Annotated in this window: 11 protein-coding genes; 3 read left to right on the top strand and 8 right to left on the bottom strand. The window is 72.3% G+C overall.

Going from position 1 to position 18031, the window contains the following annotated elements; all coding sequences use genetic code 11:
* Nucleotides 1-5: 5 nt before the first annotated feature.
* Together AB0J58_RS09130 and AB0J58_RS09125 are read right to left on the bottom strand one after the other, a co-directional pair.
* A complete protein-coding gene (locus AB0J58_RS09130) occupies nt 6-842 on the bottom strand; it encodes an alpha/beta hydrolase (RefSeq protein ID WP_364212330.1) in 837 nt (278 codons plus the stop codon).
* Between the two features lie 115 nt (nt 843-957).
* Entirely contained in the window at nt 958-1869 is a 912-nt protein-coding gene (locus AB0J58_RS09125) for a hypothetical protein (protein WP_364212327.1), read from the bottom strand.
* Between the two features lie 361 nt (nt 1870-2230).
* On the opposite strand from AB0J58_RS09125, the gene AB0J58_RS09120 reads away from it, so the two are divergent.
* Nucleotides 2231-3664, top strand: a complete 1434-nt coding sequence (locus AB0J58_RS09120; RefSeq protein WP_364212324.1) for an aldehyde dehydrogenase — start codon at nt 2231-2233, stop codon at nt 3662-3664.
* A 176-nt stretch (nt 3665-3840) separates the two neighbouring features.
* Here the strand turns inward: AB0J58_RS09120 and AB0J58_RS09115 are convergent, their stop codons facing one another.
* Genes AB0J58_RS09115 through AB0J58_RS09105 form a run of 3 tightly spaced genes read right to left on the bottom strand, consistent with a single transcriptional unit; the run spans nt 3841 to nt 7827 of the window.
* Nucleotides 3841-4977 carry an acetate kinase gene (locus AB0J58_RS09115; RefSeq protein ID WP_364212321.1) on the bottom strand — a complete coding sequence of 379 codons (1137 nt, stop codon included), beginning with the start codon at nt 4975-4977 and terminating at the stop codon, nt 3841-3843.
* The gene (gene pta / locus AB0J58_RS09110; protein ID WP_364212318.1) at nt 4974-7019 is read right to left on the bottom strand and encodes a phosphate acetyltransferase; all 2046 of its coding nucleotides are present in this window, start codon (nt 7017-7019) and stop codon (nt 4974-4976) included. Before pta ends, AB0J58_RS09115 begins: the two co-directional genes overlap by 4 nt.
* 28 nt (nt 7020-7047) lie before the next feature.
* On the bottom strand, nt 7048-7827 hold the full coding sequence (locus tag AB0J58_RS09105; protein WP_364212315.1) for an alpha/beta fold hydrolase: 780 nt from the start codon (nt 7825-7827) through the stop codon (nt 7048-7050).
* A gap of 188 nt (nt 7828-8015) precedes the next feature.
* Between AB0J58_RS09105 and typA the strand changes: the two genes are divergently transcribed.
* Nucleotides 8016-9869, top strand: a complete 1854-nt coding sequence (typA, locus tag AB0J58_RS09100; protein WP_343963043.1) for a translational GTPase TypA — start codon at nt 8016-8018, stop codon at nt 9867-9869.
* A gap of 66 nt (nt 9870-9935) precedes the next feature.
* On the opposite strand, the gene AB0J58_RS09095 is transcribed toward typA, so the two are convergent.
* Nucleotides 9936-12689, bottom strand: coding sequence for a LuxR family transcriptional regulator (locus AB0J58_RS09095; RefSeq protein ID WP_364212313.1), 2754 nt, complete (start codon nt 12687-12689; stop codon nt 9936-9938).
* Between the two features lie 211 nt (nt 12690-12900).
* Here AB0J58_RS09095 and AB0J58_RS09090 point away from each other — a divergent pair, with 211 nt between their 5' ends.
* Entirely contained in the window at nt 12901-15768 is a 2868-nt protein-coding gene (locus tag AB0J58_RS09090; protein WP_364212310.1) for a LuxR C-terminal-related transcriptional regulator, read from the top strand.
* A gap of 39 nt (nt 15769-15807) precedes the next feature.
* Here the strand turns inward: AB0J58_RS09090 and AB0J58_RS09085 are convergent, their stop codons facing one another.
* Complete coding sequence (locus AB0J58_RS09085; RefSeq protein WP_364212307.1) at nt 15808-16800, bottom strand: hypothetical protein; 993 nt, start codon at nt 16798-16800, stop codon at nt 15808-15810.
* Nucleotides 16797-18014 (bottom strand): MFS transporter, encoded by a 1218-nt coding sequence (locus AB0J58_RS09080; RefSeq protein WP_364212304.1) that lies wholly within the window; start codon nt 18012-18014, stop codon nt 16797-16799. The genes AB0J58_RS09085 and AB0J58_RS09080 overlap by 4 nt, the downstream gene beginning before the upstream one ends.
* Nucleotides 18015-18031: the final 17 nt, after the last annotated feature.

Genomic DNA, 18031 nt, shown 5'->3' with positions numbered 1-18031 from the left:
CCAGTCTAGGTCTCAGGGATCATGGGCGGGCTGTCGGCGGCCGTTGTCGCGAAGTCCAGCAGCAGTTCGCCGGTCGTCCTGGGCGCTTCGAACATGGGTAGGTGTCCGACGCCGGGCAGCAGCTCGACCTGCGCGTTCGGCACCACGTCGTACCGGTGCGCCGACGACGGCTCCCAGCGGGGGTCGGCAGCTCCGAAGATCACCAGTACGGGGACCTCTAGGGCGGCGAGACGCTCGGGCACGCTCCGCTCGGTGATGTAGGCGGTGTTCCAGCGCAGCACCGTCCTCATCGTGCGGTAGGTGGTCCCCCGCACGTCGGCGACCACATCGTCCGGGATGTCCACCGGGCGAGCGGCCGTCGTGCTGATCCCCCTGCGGATCAGCGCATCCGAACGCCGCGACCACAGGAGCGGGCCGAAAGGCGGGGCCAGCAGGATCCGCAGGAGGAGCGGCTGCCGAAGGAGCGCGTCGGGACTTGGGCCGCTGCTGATCAGTGCGAGCGAACCCACCAGGTCGGGACGTTGCTCGGCGAGCGCGGTGGCGACGTAGCCGCCGCTGGAGTGCCCGGCCACGGCGACTTGACGAAGACCGAGCTCGTCCAGCAGCGCCGCCACCTGGCCCGCCTGCGCGGGCACGTCGTACGACGGCGCGGGCGGGGACTGGCCGCAGCCCGGGAGGTCGACCCGGATGACGTGATGATGGTCGGCCAGTGCCGGGACCACCGGGCTCCAGGTGCTGCTCGAGGCCCCCGATCCGTGGATGAGCAACAGCGGCCGCGCCTGCCGAGGGCCGTCGTGGACCACGTGCATGCCGTGCGAACACTCAACGTCGTACTCACTCATGCGGAGAATATGCACGGGCGGTCGACCATCGGTCTTGGACAAATGTTCCCGCGGAGCCCTCGCTCGTTCGCCGTCTCACCTGCCCGCAGGAGGAGACGTTCAGGGACCCAGCAGCTCAGAACATCGAGATGTGTACGTGGTCGATGTGGTTGGCGGTGTTGCCGCCTCGGTTGGACATCATCTTCCAGCCGGCGCCGGTGCGGACGTCGTAGTACTTCTGCTGCCAGATGATGTACATGACCCCGTACTTGTTGCCGTTGTCGATGGCCCACTGGGCGAGGCGGTTGCCGCGCTCCAGGGCGTCGGGGGTGGGGACGCGGCCACCGGTGCTCATCATGAAGTCGCAGGCCCGACCGGTGCCGTGGTCGCCCGGGTCGCCGGGGCGGAGGCAGCCGTAGCCGTAGGGCATGGGGAAGGTCTGCAGCACGGTGTTGCGCATGGTGACCGTGCGGGGGGTCAGGCCGCCGTTGCCCGAGGGGGTCTGGAAGCCGTACTTGGCCAGCAGTCCCTCGATCCTGACCCGCTGGCGCTTGAGGTCGGCGATGTCCTTCTTGAGCGCGACGATCTTCGCGTCGGCGGTCTTCTCCGCGGTCTTGGCCTTCTTGATGAGGCTCTTGACCCGGTTGAGCTGGGTGGCACGGCGGCTGGCCAGGTAGGACATGGTGGCGGCCTGGCTGAGGGCCATGGTGGGGTCGCCCTGGAAGCTCAGCAGGCTGCCGTCGTCCAGGGCGCCGCCCATGTAGGCGGTCTGGGCGAAGCGCACGATGTCGGCCTCGGCCGCCGCCAGGGCGCGTTTGAGGCTTTTGGCGTTGACGGTGGCCTTGCTGGCCTGGACCCGGGTCTCCTCCAGGCTCTGCACCTGGCCGCGGTAGTTCTTGTTGATCTCGGCCGCTTCCCGGGTCAGCCTCTTGAGCTCGGCCTCCGGGTTGGGCTTGGCCGCGCGTAGCGGGGCCGCCCCCGCCACGGCCGGCGACAGGAGCAGCACCGCGAGCAGGGCGGCCAGGATCGCCGAGCGAGTCGGTCTCACGCTTCGCTCACCTCCGGCGCCCCCCTCATGGACGGAGCGAAACTATAGAAGACGATCTTGAGGCTCGCCACCGGAACGGAGGAACTCGCGCACCATTGACGAACCATCTGCCCATTTAGGGTGATCTGACTGAACATTTCCTGACGTGTCACTGGTTTAACCCTGATGAATCCTCGCACAGGGCGCCCCACCCCGCCCATCCGGCAGAGACTTCCGTCACCCTTGCCATCGGAGACAGAACATGATTCGGTCTCAAGCAGCGGTGGGGCTTGTGGCGCCCTTCCCCACGGATGACACACACTGTCCAAGCAAGCATTCGCTCAAATTGTGACTCTGGCCCGCCACCAGGAGGCAACACATCATGCGCCAGCACGACACGCTCTTCATCGGGGGCGACTGGGTGGCCCCCGCCGGGACCGGCACCATCGACGTCATCTCCCCGCACACCGAGGAGGTGGTCGGCCGGGTCCCCGACGGCACCGCCGCCGACATGGACCGGGCGGTGGCCGCCGCCCGGCAGGCGTTCGACCACGGCCCGTGGCCCCGGATGACGATGCCCGAGCGCGCCGCCGTCCTGTCCAGGCTCGCCGAGCTCTACGCGGCCCGCCAGGGCGAGATGGCCGAGATCATCACGCTGGAGATGGGCTCCCCGATTACCTTCTCCCAGATGGCCCAGGCCCCGCAGCCGCTCGGCATGCTCCAGTACTACGCCGAGCTCGGCAAGACCTTCCCCGTCGAGGAGGAGCGTCCGGGCACGTTCGGCTCGGTGACCGTACGCCGCGAGCCGGTCGGCGTGGTGGCCGCCGTGGTCCCGTGGAACGTCCCGCAGTTCGTCATCATGATCAAGCTGGCCCCCGCCCTCCTCGCAGGCTGCACGATCGTGGTCAAGCCCGCGCCGGAGACCCCGCTCGACGCCTACCCGCTGGCCGAGATGGTCAAGGAGGCCGGTATCCCCGACGGTGTCGTCAACATCGTCGCCGCCGGACGCGAGGCGGGCGAGCACCTGGTCTCCCACCCGGGCGTGGACAAGGTCGCCTTCACCGGCTCCACCGCCGCCGGGCGCCGCATCGCGGCGATCTGCGGCGAGCAGCTCAAGCGCTGCACGCTGGAGTTGGGCGGCAAGTCCGCGGCGATCATCCTGGACGACTGCGACCTGTCCTCCGCGATGGGCTTCCTGTCGATCGCCTCGCTGATGAACAACGGCCAGGCCTGCATCGCCCAGACCCGCATCCTGGCCTCGCGCAACCGCTACGACGAGGTCGTGGACGCGGTCTCGGGGATGGTGCGGGGCATGCAGGTCGGCGACCCGTCCGACCCGGCGACCGGTATCGGCCCGCTGGTCGCCAAGCGGCAGCAGGAGCGGGTCGAGGGCTACATCAAGATCGGCCTTGACGAGGGGGCCAAGGCCGTCGTCGGCGGCCTCGACCGCCCTCACGACCGCGGCTGGTACGTGGCCCCGACCGTCTTCGCCGGGGCGACCAACGAGATGCGCATCGCCCGTGAGGAGATCTTCGGCCCGGTCCTGGCGGTGATCCCGTACGAGGACGAGGCCGACGCGATCCGGATCGCCAACGACAGCGACTACGGCCTGGCCGGGACGGTGTGGACCGCCGACACCGAGCACGGCATGGACATCGCCCGCCAGGTGCGCGCCGGCACCTACGGCGTCAACCTCTACATGGTAGAGACCAGCTCGCCCTTCGGCGGTTTCAAGAGCAGCGGCCTCGGTCGCGAACTGGGCCCCGAGGGACTGTCGTCCTTCCTGGAGTACAAGTCGATCGCCCGCCTGGGCTGATCCGGAGCCTTCGGGGGTGCCCGTAAGCCGTACGGGCACCCCCGCCGGACGTACGGCCCAGCACGCCCCCGCGACGCTGGGCGACCGCCTGACCGTCCCACGGCCCGTCGAACGACGGCCCGTGTCCCCGGAGCACTCCCGGCGGATTTCGCACGTCCACCATGGGTAGACGTGCCCTATCCCCCGTTGGTTCGCGAAACCACCAGCAGAGTTTGCCTGGCGATCTCGAACTCCTCGTCCGTGGGGATCACCGCGACCCGCACACCGCCTCCGTCGGGGGAGATGATCGTGCCGCCCCGCACGTTGCGCGCCGGGTCCACAGTGATGCCGAGCGCCCCGAGACCGGCCAGCGACCGCTCCCTGACCAACGCGGAGTTCTCCCCCACCCCCCCGGTGAAGGCGATGACGTCGACGGTGCCGAGGACCGCGTAGTAGGCGCCGACGTACTTGCGGAGCCGGTGGCAGTAGACCGACATGGCCAGCTCGGCGTCCGGGTCGCCCTCGCTCACCCGCTCCGCCACCGCGCGCAGGTCGTTGTCACCGCAGAGGCCGAGCATCCCGCTGCGGCGGTTGAGCAGCACGTCGATCTCGTCGAGGGACATGCCTCCGGCACGCGCCAGATAGAGGACGATCGCCGGGTCCAGATCACCGCTGCGGGTGCCCATGACGAGGCCCTCCAGCGGGGTCATGCCCATGGACGTGTCCACGCACCGCCCCGCGGCCACCGCCGAGGCGCTGGCCCCGTTGCCGAGGTGCAGGACGATCACGTTGGCCTCCGGCCGGTCCGTGAGGAGCGCGGCCTGGCGGGAGACGTACGCGTGTGAGGTGCCGTGGAAGCCGTAGCGCCGCACACCCAGCCGCTCGGCCACCGCCTGGTCGATCGCGTACGTCGAGGCGGCCGGGGGGATCGTCGCGTGGAAGGCGGTGTCGAAGACGGCCACCTGCGGCAGATCGGGGCGGAGCCGCCGCGCCACCTCGATCCCGGTCAGGTTGGCGGGGTTGTGCAGGGGGGCGAGCGGGATGAGCTCCTCGATCTTCCTGACCACCCCGTCGGTGATCAGTGTGGGCTCGGTGAAGGTCGTGCCGCCGTGCACCACCCGGTGCCCGATCGCGACGAGCTCGGGAGAGTCGAGCCCCAGCCCCTCGGCGGCGAGCAGGTCGGCGACCACCTTCAGGGCCGCCCGGTGGTCGGGCACCGGGGAGCCGAGCTCGCCGATCCGCTCCACCACTCCCGAGGCCAGGTGCTCGGCACCGCTCAGCAGCCGGTACTTCACCGAGGACGACCCGGAGTTGAGGACCAGCACCCGGCTCACAGCGTGACCTCCTGTGCCTGGATGGCGGTGATGGCGACGGTGCTCACGATGTCGTCGACCAGGGCGCCGCGTGACAGGTCGTTGACCGGCCTGCGCAGCCCCTGCAGGACCGGCCCGACCGCGACGGCACCGGCCGAGCGCTGCACCGCCTTGTAGGTGTTGTTGCCGGTGTTCAGGTCCGGGAAGATCAGCACGGTCGCCCGGCCGGCGACCCGCGACCCGGGCAGCTTGGCCGCGGCGACGCGGGCGTCCACCGCCGCGTCGTACTGGATGGGTCCCTCGACCAGCAGGTCCGGCGCTCGCTCGGCGACCAGGGCGGTGGCGGCGCGGACCTTGTCGACGTCGGCGCCGCTGCCCGACTCACCGGTGGAGTAGGACAGCATCGCGACCCTCGGCTCGATGCCGAAGCGCTCCGCCGTACGGGCCGAGGAGATCGCGATGTCGGCGAGTTGCTCGGCGTCCGGGTCGGGGTTGATCGCGCAGTCGCCGTAGACGAGCACCCGGTCGGCCAGGCACATGAAGAACACCGAGGAGACGATCGAGGTGCCGGGGACCGTCCTGATGACCTGGAAGGCGGGCAGGATCGTCGCGGCCGTGGTGTGCGCGGCCCCGGAGACCATGCCGTGCACGAGGCCCCGGTGCAGCATCATCGTGCCGAAGAAGTTGGCGTCGGCGAGCACGTCCACGGCCCGCTCGAAGGTGATGCCCTTGTGCGCCCGCAACCCGGCGTAGTCCTGGGCGAACGACTCGCGCAGCGGCGAGGTCAGCGGGTCGACGACGGTCACCCCCGACAGGTCGAGGCCGAGGTCGGCGATCCGCCGCCGCACCACGTCCTCCCTGCCCAGCAGGGTGATGTCGACGATGCGGCGCCGCAGCAGGATGTCCGCCGCCCGCAGGATGCGATCCTCCTCGCCCTCGGGCAGCACGATGTGCCGCCGGTCGGTCCGCGCCCGCTCCAGCAGGGTGTGCTCGAACATCATCGGGGTGACCCGCTTCGAGCGGGTCAGCTCGATCCGGTCGGCCAGGGCGGCGGCGTCCACGTGGGCGTCGAAGTGGCCCAGGGCCGTCTCGATCTTGCGGGGGTTGTCCGCGGTGAGCCGCCCCTCCAGGTCCGCCAGGACGGTCGCCACCTCGAAACTGCCCCCGTCGGCCGCGAGCACCGGCATGCTGGGCGCCAGACGGGCGGTGAGCGCCCGTACGGTCGTCGTGGGCCGCTCCCCCACGGTGAGCACGACCCCGGCCGGTCTCACCGTACCGGCCGCCTCGGCGGCCAGCGAGACCAGCAGCAGGTCCGCGCGGTCGCCCGGCGCGATCACCAGCGCGCCGTCGGTCAGGTGCTCCAGGAACACCGGGAGCGTCGCACCGCCGAACACGAATCCGAACACGTCGCGGAGCAGGCTGTCCTCGTCGCCCTGGATCAGCTCCGCGTCCACCGCCCGCATGACCTGCCCGACGGTCGGCGCCGACAGCGACGGCCGCTCGGGGATGGTGTAGCAGGGGACCGGGAGCGCACAGTCGACGACCGTGCCCTCGGGCACCCGGTTGGCGATCACCGCGAGCACGGTACAGCCCAGATCGGAGAAGACCTGGTAGCCGGTGCGCATCTCGGCCGCGATCTCCTCGGCGGCGTCGCCGTGCGCGCCCACCACCACGATCACCGGGGCGCCGAACTCGGCGGCCAGGCGGGCGTTGAAACCCAGCTCGCGCGGCAGGTCGTCGGTGTCGAAGTAGCTGCCGAGCACCAGCAGCGCGTCACACTCCCGCTCCAGCGTGTGGAAGCGGGCGACCAGCCGGCCGACGAGATCCTCGACGCCCCGCTCCGCGTAGATCTCCGCGGCCTCCTCGGCGCTCACCCCCGTCGCCGCGGCGGCGGGCCGGTACCTGCTCCTGAGCAGGTCCAGGATGCGGTCCTCGCCGTCCCCGGTGATCGGCCGGAACACCCCCGTGCGGCCGGCCCTCCGGGTGAGCAGCTCCATCAGGCCGAGCTCGACGATCTGCCTGCCGTCTCCCCGCCCGAGACCCGCCATGTAGATGCTCCGCATGCGCTCCGTCCCCCGTCGTCGTCAATCCTCAAGAGGAGTAAACACCTTCCGGCGGACCGAAACGGGCGACGGCCCACCCGCCGATGCGGCGGACCAGCTCCGGGGTGGCCGCCGACTCCGCGTGGCCGTACCCGGGCTCGATCCACAGTTCCTTCGGCTCGCCCGCGTACCCGTAGATCTGGTACGCGTGGTCGAGGGGGAAGAACGGGTCCGCGTCCCCGTGCACGACGAGCAGCGGCGCCGGTGAGATCCGCGCGGCCGCCGCGTACGGCGCCAGCGGCAGCGGGTCCCACACGCCCTTCATGATCCGGGTGTTCTTGCCCAGCCGGGTGAACAGCCGCCCGACCGGCCTCTCGATCGCCCAGTGCACCTGGCGCATCGGCCGGGTCCCCCGGTAGTACCACCGCGCCGGCGCGCTCACCGACACCACCGCGTCCACCCCGCCGAGCACCCCCGCGTGCCGCAGGGCCACCGCCCCGCCCAGGGAGAACCCGACGGTCACCACTTTGCGGTAGCCGATCGCCCGCGCGTGCCGCACCGCCGCGTCCACGTCGAGGATCTCCAGGTCGCCCACCGTCGACAGTCCTCCCGAGCGGCCGTGCCCCCGGAAGTCGAACGCCACCACCCCGCCGAACCCGCTGAGCACGTGGGCGATGCGGCGGGTGGCGCGTTCCCGGTGCGATCCGGTGAAGCCGTGGGCCAGCACGATCCCGAGGTCGGCCGCCCCGCGCGGCGGGGTGTGCGCGGCGTCGATCCGCAGATTGTCCCGGGTCATCAGCATCACGGGGAACGACGGTGCGTAAGGCATGGAACCGAGCTTAGGGATCGGTCCGGCGGCCGGTCGCGACCGGCCTCATCAGGCGGAGACAAGGGGCTCGGAGCGTGAATTGCCGCACTTCATCTGTCAGAGGCGTGAGAGCGATTGTCCGGATCAACTAAAATAGGAGGGCCGCAGGTTCCGCGGCCGCCTCCACGATCACAGAGTGAGACTCCATCATGCCTTTGAACAGCCGCGACGACCTGCGGAACATCGCGATCATCGCGCACGTCGACCACGGCAAGACCACTCTCGTGGATGCCATGCTCTGGCAGTCGGGCGCGTTCCGCGTCAACCAGGACGTGGACGACCGTGTCATGGACTCCAACGACCTCGAACGCGAGAAGGGCATCACCATTCTCGCGAAGAACACCGCGGTCAAGCACGGCGGTATGACGCTCAACATCATCGACACCCCCGGCCACGCCGACTTCGGCGGCGAGGTCGAGCGGGGTCTGTCCATGGTCGACGGTGTGGTGCTGCTGGTCGACGCCTCCGAGGGCCCGCTGCCGCAGACCCGGTTCGTGCTGCGCAAGGCGTTCGCCGCCAAGATGCCGGTCATCCTGTGCATCAACAAGGTCGACCGCCCCGACGCCCGGATCAAGGAGGTCGTGGACGAGGTCTACGAGCTCTTCATCGACCTGGACGCCACCGAGGAGCAGATCGACTTCCCGATCGTCTACGCCTCGGCCAAGGCCGGCCGCGCCTCGCTCAACCGTCCCGAGGACGCCGCCATGCCGGACTCCGAGGACCTGGAGCCGCTGTTCGAGGTGATCAAGAACACCATCCCGGCGCCCACGTACGACCCGACGGCCCCGCTGCAGGCGCACGTCACCAACCTCGACGCCTCCTCCTACCTGGGCAGGATCGCGCTCTGCCGCGTCCACCAGGGCACCATCAGGAAGGGCCAGCAGGTCGCCTGGTGCCGCACCGACGGCACCATCCAGCGAGTGAAGATCACCGAGCTGCTGATGACCGACGCGCTGGAGCGCAAGCCCGCCGAGGAGGCGGGTCCCGGCGACATCATCGCGATCGCCGGCATCCCGGACATCATGATCGGCGAGACCCTCGCCGACCCCGAGGACCCGCGCCCGCTGCCGCTCATCACGGTCGACGAGCCCGCGATCTCCATGACCATCGGCACCAACACCTCGCCGCTGGTCGGCAGGGTCAAGGGTTCCAAGGTCACCGCCCGCATGGTCAAGGACCGGCTGGACAAGGAGCTCGTCGGCAACGTGTCGCTGCGCGTCCTGCCGACCGACCGCCCCGACGCCTGGGAGGTGCAGGGCCGCGGCGAGCTGGCGCTGGCCATCCTGGTCGAGCAGATGCGCCGCGAGGGCTACGAGCTGACCGTCGGCAAGCCGCAGGTCGTCACCAAGCTCGTCGACGGCAAGGTGCACGAGCCGGTCGAGCGGGTGACCATCGACTGCCCGGAGGAGTACCTCGGGGCGATCACCCAGCTGCTGGCCGTCCGCAAGGGCCGCATGGAGCACATGACCAACCACGGCACCGGCTGGATCCGGATGGAGTTCGTGGTCCCGGCCCGCGGCCTGATCGGTTTCCGCACCGAGTTCCTGACCGAGACCCGCGGCACCGGCATCGTGAACCACGTGTTCGAGAACTACGAGCCGTGGTTCGGTGAGCTGCGCACCCGCAACAACGGCTCGCTGGTGGCCGACCGGCCGGGCCCGGTGACCCCGTTCGCCATGCTGAACCTGCAGGAGCGCGGCGTGCTGTTCGTGCAGCCGACCACCGAGGTCTACGAGGGCATGATCGTCGGTGAGAACTCGCGCTCCGACGACATGGATGTGAACATCACCAAGGAGAAGAAGCTCACCAACATGCGCTCCTCGACGAGCGACACGACGGAGACGCTGATCCCGCCGCGCCAGCTCTCGCTGGAGCAGGCGCTGGAGTTCATCCGCGAGGACGAGTGCGTGGAGATCACGCCGGAGAACGTGCGCATCCGCAAGGTCGTCCTCGACGCCTCGACCCGCGCCAGGACCACCGCCCGCGCCAAGCGCGCCAACTGATCACCACCGCCCCTGTCCGGCCCGCGTGGTGACGCGGGCCGGACCTGTCCGGGGCCTGTGGCACCGTCACCCGCCCTCCGGGTCCGGTGCCAGCGGGAGTACGGCGCCGAGCTGCCGTCGGCTGTGGACGCCCAGCTTGTGGTAGGCCCTCCCCAGGAGGTTGGTCACGGTGCGCACCGAGACGCCGAGGTTCGCGGCTATGGCGGAGTCGCTGAGCCCCGCCGCCGCCAGCTCGCACATCTCCCGCTCCCTGCCGGTCAGGGCCGTGGCGTCCGCCGAGGACGGGGGCCACGGGGGACGGTGGCCGTCGCAGCGCTCGACGAGGTCGTCGAGGCGCCGCCGCGCCGCGTGGCCGCCGCCGGGCGCCGCACTCGCGGCCTCCAGGGCCAGTCCCAGGTAGCCGAGCTCGGCGAACCGGTCGGCGATGCCGCGCAGCACCGCGCCGTCGCGCGCGGTCAGCGCCTCGGCGTGGTCGGCGAAGAGTTCGAAGAGCGGGCTGTCGCAGGCGCCCGCGGCCTCCCGAAGGCGGGCCGCGGCCCTGGACGACGGGCGGAGCCGGACGTGGTAGTAGGCGCACTCGACCCCGGTGGTGAGCCGCGAGTCGCGCAGGTAGCGGTCGGCGAGCCGGTTGGCGAGATCGGTGGCGTGGGCCAGCCTGCCGGAGTGGGCGAGCAACCGGATCCGGCTGAACTCCAGCCTGTCGCGCAGTCCCAGATCGCCGGGTATCAGCTCGCGGAGCCGGTCCAGCTCCTGGAACGCCTCCTGCGAGTGTCCGAGGGCGGCGACGCACACGGCGTACTCGCAGCCGATGAAGACCCGCATCGGAAACGGTACGTGCTCGTCGACCAGCGCTCGCGCCTCCCGCAACGGGGCGAGCGCCCGCCGCGGCGAGCCCGCCCACAGCCGGCAGTGACCCCGCACGTGCCCGACGATGGCGACTTCCGACGGCTCCGCGCGTCGTACGGCCTCCTCGTAGTAGGTGTCGACGAGGAGAAGCGCCTCGCGGAGCCTGCCCGCCAGGACGAGCGCGTGAACGTGACAGGCCGCGGCCGAGCCCCGCATGGCGGGCCACCGCGCCGGCAGTCCCAGCGGTCCCCGGTCGAATTCCTCCGCCGCCCGCGCCGGCCTGCCGCGGAAGGTGAGCCGGTAGGCCCGCAGGACCGTGGCGGCGTCGGCGACCAACGGGTTCAGCGGCCCGGTCCCGGACGCCGCCCCGGCGGGAAGCGCCGCGGGCCCGGTCGCCGGGGTGGCCCTGGTGAAGAGCGCGAGTCCGAGTTCGGCCACGCGGAGGTCGGCGGATCGTTCCGCGCCCGGATGGCGTGCCATCGTCTGGTGCGCGTCGCCGGGCCGGCTGAGCCCCCAGAACAGGTTCAGCGAGCGCAGCGCCACCGTCTCGGCGGTGCCTCCCCCGTGGTCGGCCAGCAGCCGCTCGCCGTCCGCCGCCCGTCCCTGGGCGATCAGCGCCTGGCCCCGGAGGATCGCACCCGGCGCGCCGGAGACATGACGGGCGAGACTCTCGGCGAGTACGGGGTCGCCCGAGGCGAGCGCGCGCCCACCCGCCGCGAGCGCCTGTGACACCGGGACGTCGAGGTCGGCCTCCAAGCGCCAGAGCACCGCCGCCGGGTCGCCGGGATCGGGCACGCCCATCTCGCCCGCGGCGGCCACCAGCTCCCGGTATCTCTGCCTTCGCCGCAGGGGTCCGATCCCAGCGAGCAGTGCCTGCCGGTGAAGCGGATGGGACATGGTGACCTCGTCCGTTCCACCGCGTGGGGTGAGGGTGATGACGGCCCGATGCGCCAGTTCCCCGACGATCGCCGGTCCGGCCAGGTGCTCGGCCGTCGCCCGGGGCAGGGAACCCGTCAGGGCGACGTATTCCAGCGCCTTCGTCTCCTCCGCGCCGAGTGTGGCGAGGTCGGCCACGACGAGTTCGTGCAGGCGGGGATGGCCGCCGGGGGGCCCGCGCCAGGACCAGACCTCGTGTGACCGCGCGAGGTCTCCGGTTTCCAGGCCGATGCCGACGACGCGCCGGAGCAGCAGCGGATTCCCGCGGGTGATCCGCCACAGCGCGTCGGCGGTGAGCCCGTCGACCGGCCCTTCCAGGACGTCGGTGAGCAGGTGGAGGACGACGGCACGGGAGAGGTTCGTCACGGGCAGGACGACCAGCGGTCCCCTGCCGCACACCCGGGCGAGCGGCCCGTCGAAAGGCGCCCCGGAGCGCGCGGTGAGAAGCAGTGTGACGTCCCCGGTCCTGACGAGGTCGCCCACGACGGCGGCCGAGGCCGCGTCGAGCTGGTCGACGTCGTCGATGCCGAGCACGATCCGCCGAGCCGGATCGCCATCTTCGGAGGCGCCCCGGGGAGCGCCGTCCGGCGCGTCACCGCGCACACCGTCCTGAACGCCGCCCTCGGCCCCGTCCGGGGCGGCGTCGTGAGCACCCCCGGGGACGCCCCTCAAAGCGCCGCCGCGAGCACCGTCGCGAGCACCGGCCAGCAGGCCGGAAACGACGGAGAACCCGGAAGAGGAACCGGTGAAACCACCGGAGACACGCAGGGCGGCGATCCCCACCCCGGAGATGTCCCGGGTGGCCTCGGTCGCGGCGCCCCGGATGATCAGGGTGCCCGCCGCGGCGGACAGATCGAGGACGAGGTCCGCGAGGCGGGTCTTGCCCACCCCCGGCTCACCGGTGAGGAGCACCCCCGATCCCGGCGGCATCGCCAGCGCCGCGAGGATCTCGCGCACCTCCTCCTCCCGGCCGACCGTGGGCCATCCCCCGCCGGCGACGGGCCCAATGGCGTCGATGGCTCCGGAACCGTCGATCATGACCTCCGGATGTCCGGGCTTACTCCCGTCTGGCCGTTTCTCCGCCGATCGGTCCCCGCGCCGGTTCACCGCCGATCGCCGTTCCCCACACCGGCTCCAGGCACCGGTGAGTTGGATTATTCATGGTCGTCCACGAATTCCAAGCGGTTCCTGACCATAATCATGGGTAAAGGTCGATTCCTGATGAACTTCCGGTGTCAAGGAGGGTCAGGTGCGCCCGTACGGCGACACGACGGAGGCGATGCCCCACGACGGGCCCCACGACGGACGCGGCGCCGGTGACCACCGCCCCGCCTGGCCCTTCGTCGGACGGGCGGCCGAGATCCGGGCCGCCGTGACCCGGCTCGGACGGCAGGGCGAACCGGGCGTGCTGCTCGTCGGCGAGACCGGAGTCGGCAAGTCCCGGCTGTTGGACCCGATAATGCTCGGCTGCCGCGACGAGGGCATGCACGTCGTCGTGACGGCCGGGGCCGAGGCGTCGAGCGGCCTGCCGTTCGCGACGATGGCGGCCCTGCTGCCCGAACAGGTCCACCGGGACACGGCGAACGTCTTCGCCGCCGCCGCCGACGTGCTGTGCGAGGCCGCGGCCGGCCGCACGTCCGTCGTGGTCATCGACGACGTGCATCATCTCGACGAGGTGTCCGTCGCCCTGGTCCAGCATCTGGCCGCCACCGCGGGAGCGCGCGTCCTCGCCACGGCGAGGACCGGCTTCACGGGCGCGCCGGCCGTCGCGGCGCTACTGCGCCGTCCCTTCGTCCAGACGTCGGCGGTGGAGCCGCTGGACCGCGCGACGGTCGGCGCCCTGCTCGGCGCGGTGCTGGACGGGCCGGTCGACGGGCTGACCGTCGACCGGCTGTGGCGCGTCACACGGGGCAACCCGCTGTTCCTTCGCCATCTGGTGGAGGCCTGCCTGACCTCGGGAACCCTGCGCCGGGCCGGCGAGATGTGGCACTGGAAGGGCCGGATACCGTCCCAGCACAGGCTGCGCGACCTGGTCGCGGGCCTGCTCGGCGGCCTCAGCGGTGACGAGGCCCGCGCGCTGTCGTACGTGGCGCACGCCGAACCGGTGTCGCTCGACGTGATCGAGGCGCTCGTGGACACGTCCGTACTGGTGGAGCTGGAACAGCGCGCGCTGATCGCGGTCGAGCGGGTACACCGCGACCTGGTGGTCCGGCTGGGGCATCCGCTGTACGGCGAGACCATCCGGGCCCGAGCCGGCGAGGACGAGCGCCGGGGCCTCTACCGCACGCTCGCCCGCGCGGTGGTCCACGGCCGGGTGCCCGTGGACCAGGCGCGGCTGCGAGCGGTGACGTGGCAGCTGGCCGCGGGCGACCCGGTGCCCGGCGACCAGGTGGTGGGCGCCGCCTCCGACGCGCTGGCGCGCTGCGACGCCCCGCTGGCCGAACGGCTGGCACGCCACGCCGGCACCACGGCGGGCACGGACGTGCTGGCGCGGGCCCTGGTCGCCCAGGACAAGGCGACCGAGGCGGAGTACCTGCTGGGCAGGCGCATGTCCGGCGAGACCGGTTCGCCGAAAGAGCTCGCCAAGGTGGCGGCGCTGCGCGCGCTCAACCTGTTCTGGAACCTGCGGCGCCCCGCCGAGGCGGAGGGGGTCGTCCGGCAGGCCCGTGCCGCGGGCCCCCTGGACGGGGAGGCCGCCGCCGAGCTGGCCGTCGCCGAGCTGGCGCTGATCGCCTTCGGCGACGGCGCGGCGGGGGTCGTCTCCGACCTGGCCCCGGCCGACCTGGCCGAGCTGTCCACCGGGGTGCGGGACAGCGTGATCGCGAGCGTCTGCGACCCGCTCCAGGCGTACCTGAACATCTACCTCGGCCGGCCCACGCAGGTGGCCGACGGCTACGCGGCCGGGCGGCTGGGCGCACCTCGGGTGTGGGGCGCGATGGGGGCCGCCACGGCGGCCTGCCACGTGCAGGCCCTCGCCCTGGCGGGCCGGCTCGGCGAGGCGTTCGCCGTGGCCCGCTCCGGCTACCGCGTGGCCGTCGAGCAGGAGGTCTCGGCCGAGGCCGCGCTGCTCACCTTCGAGCTGGGCATCTGCGAGGTGTGGGCGGGACGGCCGAACCGGGCGCTGTCCCACTTCCGGGAGGCCCGCACGCTCCTCGACCGCCACGCTCCCTTTCCGATCCAGGTCTACGTCTTCGCCGAGCACGCCGCCTGCCTGGCCGCCGTGGGCCGGTCCGACGAGAGCCGCCGGACGCTGGAGGAGATCACTCGGCGGCTGCCCGCCACCTCGAACCTGCACAGCCACCTGGATCTGGCGAGGCTCCGCATCGAGGCCCTGGCCGGCGGGAAACGGGCGGGGACAGGGAGCGGCGGAGAACCGGAGGCCAGGGCGGGCCGGGCAGAGGTCGCGGAGGCCGGGGCCTCGCTGGGCATGCGTTACCGGTCGGCGGGGTGGTTCACCAAGGCGGTCGAGACGTTCTACCACTCGGTACGGCTGTGCCCCTCGCGTGCCGTCGCGGAGGCTCTGCACGAGGTCGTCGCCCGCTGCGACAGCGAGCTGTTCACCCTGTTCGACCGGCACGGCCAGGCGGCCGCCGGCGGTGACGTCGACGGCCTGGTCTCCGTGGCGGACGAGCTGGCGGAGCGCGGGTACAACAGCCTGGCCAGGGAGGCCCTGTCGACCGCGACCGACCTCGCCGCCCGGCGGGGTGCGGACCGCCTGGCGGCCCGGTTACGGATCCGGGGGCGTGGCCTGGTCCAGCTGTGCGAGGGATACGCGCCGCCGTGGGCGGTGCGGGCCGAGCCACAGGCGGCGTTGAGCGAACGCGAGCGCGAGACGTGCGAGCTCGCGGCGGGTGGCATGACCAACGACGCCATCGCCGAGCACCTCGGCCTGTCCAGGCGGACGGTCGCCAACCACCTGCAACACGCCTACGGCAAGCTCGGCGTCCGGGGGCGTGAGGACCTGGCCGAGGCCCTCGGCCTGCCCCGGCCGGTACCGCCGGTGGGCCTGACCTGGCTCTCGGCGGACCCGCCGGGCGACGGGACCGGTCCTCGGACGGTCTCCGCAACGAGGCCGGCAGCAGCGGCCTTCGACAGAGGAGGCCGGGGCGCGCCGTGACGGAACCCGGCCGCGGCCTCCGTGGCGGGATCAGGCGGGTCAGCCCAGCGGGGCGGGGGACTCCGCGTCGGGGACCAGCAGGCGCGCGCGGCCCCCGCCGTCCGCGGGCACGGCCCAGACGTCGGAGTGCCGCGCGTCCCTCGTCACGCCGTACATCACCGTGCGGTCGTCGAGCCAGGCGGGCTGGTCGTCGACGGCACGCGTCTCGGCCAGCGGGGTCTCGGACATGGTCGCCAGGTCCAGGACGGCGGGCCGCCACGTCCCGTCCGGCTGGGGTTTCTTGAAGGCCAGCCGGGTACCGTCCGGCGACAGCGAGGGACACTCCACGTTCCGGCGGAGGGTCCGCACACGCCGCGCCGCGAAGTCGCCCTCGACGAGGTAGGTCCGGCCGCCGGTCGACATGGTGGCGTAGAAGCGGTTGTCGTCCGCGGCGAACGTGACGCCCCAGAAGTTCACGTCGGCGGCCTGGTACGGGCGGCCGTCACGGGTGACGGCGAAGGTCTCCAGGGTGCCGGCCACGTCCCCGGTACGGGTGTCGAGGATTCCCGAGCGGGTGGAGAACGCGCCGGCCTCGTTGTAGGAGTCGCCCTGGACGAACACGGTCCACGACACCATCCGCCCGCTCGCCGACACCCTGGCGCGGCTGGGCACCCCGGCGAACGGGCTGGACCAGGTCTCCCGCAGGCGCGTGTCGAACAGCACGGTCTCGTAGGAGCCCGGCGCGTCCGCCTCCTCGCGCAGGCAGACGCCGGTGCCGCCCGCCGCGTACGCGCGGGCGCAGGCCAGGGCCAGGGCGTCGCGCCGGCCCCGGCCCGCGACGACGAGCCGGCCGTGCTCCGGCCCGTCGGCGGTGCTGCGCACCAGCACGCCGGGCCCGACCGGCAGGCCGGTGACGGGCGAGGCGGCGTGCGAGGCGGTGAACGGTGTCGCGGGCACGCCCGGCCGCGCGGCGCCGGACAGCAGCGCGAACCCGACCGCCACCGCCGCCAGGACGGCGGTGGCCAGGATCGCGACGGCGACGCGGCCCCTCATCGCAGCCACCGCCCGCACAGCGGGAGCGCGAGCGCGACGGCCCCCGCGGCGGCCCAGCATGCCGGGGCCGGTCCCCACATCTGCCACACCGCGCCGAAGGCCGCCGAGGAGACCAGGTAGGCCAGCGCCTGCCCGGTCTGCACGACCGCCATCCCGCTGGTACGCCACCGTTCGGGCACGACGGGCCCGGCGCACGCCATCAGTACCCCGTCCGTCGCGGCGTAGAAGGTTCCGTAGAGCAGCAGGACCAGCGGGATGGACCCGCCTCCCGTCGCGAGCAGCACGTACACGCCGAGCAGGGCCCCGCAACCGGCCATCACCGTCATGCCGCGGCCCACCCGGTCGGCGAGCCAGCCCATCGGCGTCGCCAGCAGCAGGTAGGCCAGGTTCGTCCCCACCGCCAGCAGGGGGAACCACATGATCGACAGATCCTCGCGGCGCTGCAGGATCAGGTAGACGAACCCGTCGCCGATCGTGACCAGGCCGAGGAGCACCGCGGCCGACCAGACCCGCCGCGTCCCCGGGGCCCGGAGCAGTTCCCACGGTGAGGTCCGGACCCGCCGCTCGGCGGGCGGAGCCGGCTCACGCCGGTCCCGGACGAACAGCGCCAGCAGCAGCACGCCGAGGGTCGCGGCGCAGAAGCTCGCCACGAACACCGCCGGGAACGCCTGGCCGGAGCCCGCCAGGGCCAGCACCCCGAGCGCGGCCAGCGGCCCGAGAAAGGCTCCCACCGCGTCCATCGTGCGGTGGACCCCGAAGGCCCGCCCCAGCATGGGTTCCGGAACCGACAGGGTGATCAGCGCGTCGCGCGGCGGGGTGCGCAGCCCCTTGCCGATCCGGTCGGCCGCCAGCGCGCCGCCGATCCCCGCCACGGACGACCCCGCCGCGAGCAGGCCGAGCCTGGCCAGGGCCGACAGGCCGTACCCGAGACCGGCGACCGCCTTGCGCAGGCGCCACCTGTCGGCCGCGTACCCGCCGACGAGCCTGAACACCGCGGTCATGCCGGCGTGGAGCCCGTCGAGCACGCCGTACTGGACCATGCCGAGGTGCAGCCCCAGCACGAGATAGGCGGGCAACACCGCGGTCACCATCTCGGCGGAGACATCCGTCACCAGACTGACCAGGCCCAGTGCGAGCACGTTGCCCGACAGCAGGCGACGGACCGGGCCGCCCTCCCGTGCCACGGGCGCGGACCCGACGGTCGACAGGTACACGTGGAACCGCCTCCTCT

The sequence above is a fragment of the Streptosporangium sp. NPDC049644 genome (assembly GCF_040675205.1).
Classification (GTDB): Bacteria; Actinomycetota; Actinomycetes; order Streptosporangiales; family Streptosporangiaceae; genus Streptosporangium; species Streptosporangium fukuiense.
The sequence above is the reverse complement of the archived record's forward strand: the minus strand, read 5'-3'. Positions and strand labels throughout refer to the sequence as shown.

Excerpts from the sequence above, each read along its gene's own strand:
- AB0J58_RS09130 (WP_364212330.1), bottom strand. The coding sequence starts at position 842 with ATGAGTGAGTACGACGTTGAGTGTTCGCACGGCATGCACGTGGTCCAC.
- AB0J58_RS09120 (WP_364212324.1), top strand. The coding sequence starts at position 2,231 with ATGCGCCAGCACGACACGCTCTTCATCGGGGGCGACTGGGTGGCCCCC.
- pta (WP_364212318.1), bottom strand. The coding sequence starts at position 7,019 with ATGCGGAGCATCTACATGGCGGGTCTCGGGCGGGGAGACGGCAGGCAG.
- AB0J58_RS09105 (WP_364212315.1), bottom strand. The coding sequence starts at position 7,827 with ATGCCTTACGCACCGTCGTTCCCCGTGATGCTGATGACCCGGGACAAT.
- typA (WP_343963043.1), top strand. The coding sequence starts at position 8,016 with ATGCCTTTGAACAGCCGCGACGACCTGCGGAACATCGCGATCATCGCG.
- AB0J58_RS09095 (WP_364212313.1), bottom strand. The coding sequence starts at position 12,689 with ATGATCGACGGTTCCGGAGCCATCGACGCCATTGGGCCCGTCGCCGGC.
- AB0J58_RS09085 (WP_364212307.1), bottom strand. The coding sequence starts at position 16,800 with ATGAGGGGCCGCGTCGCCGTCGCGATCCTGGCCACCGCCGTCCTGGCG.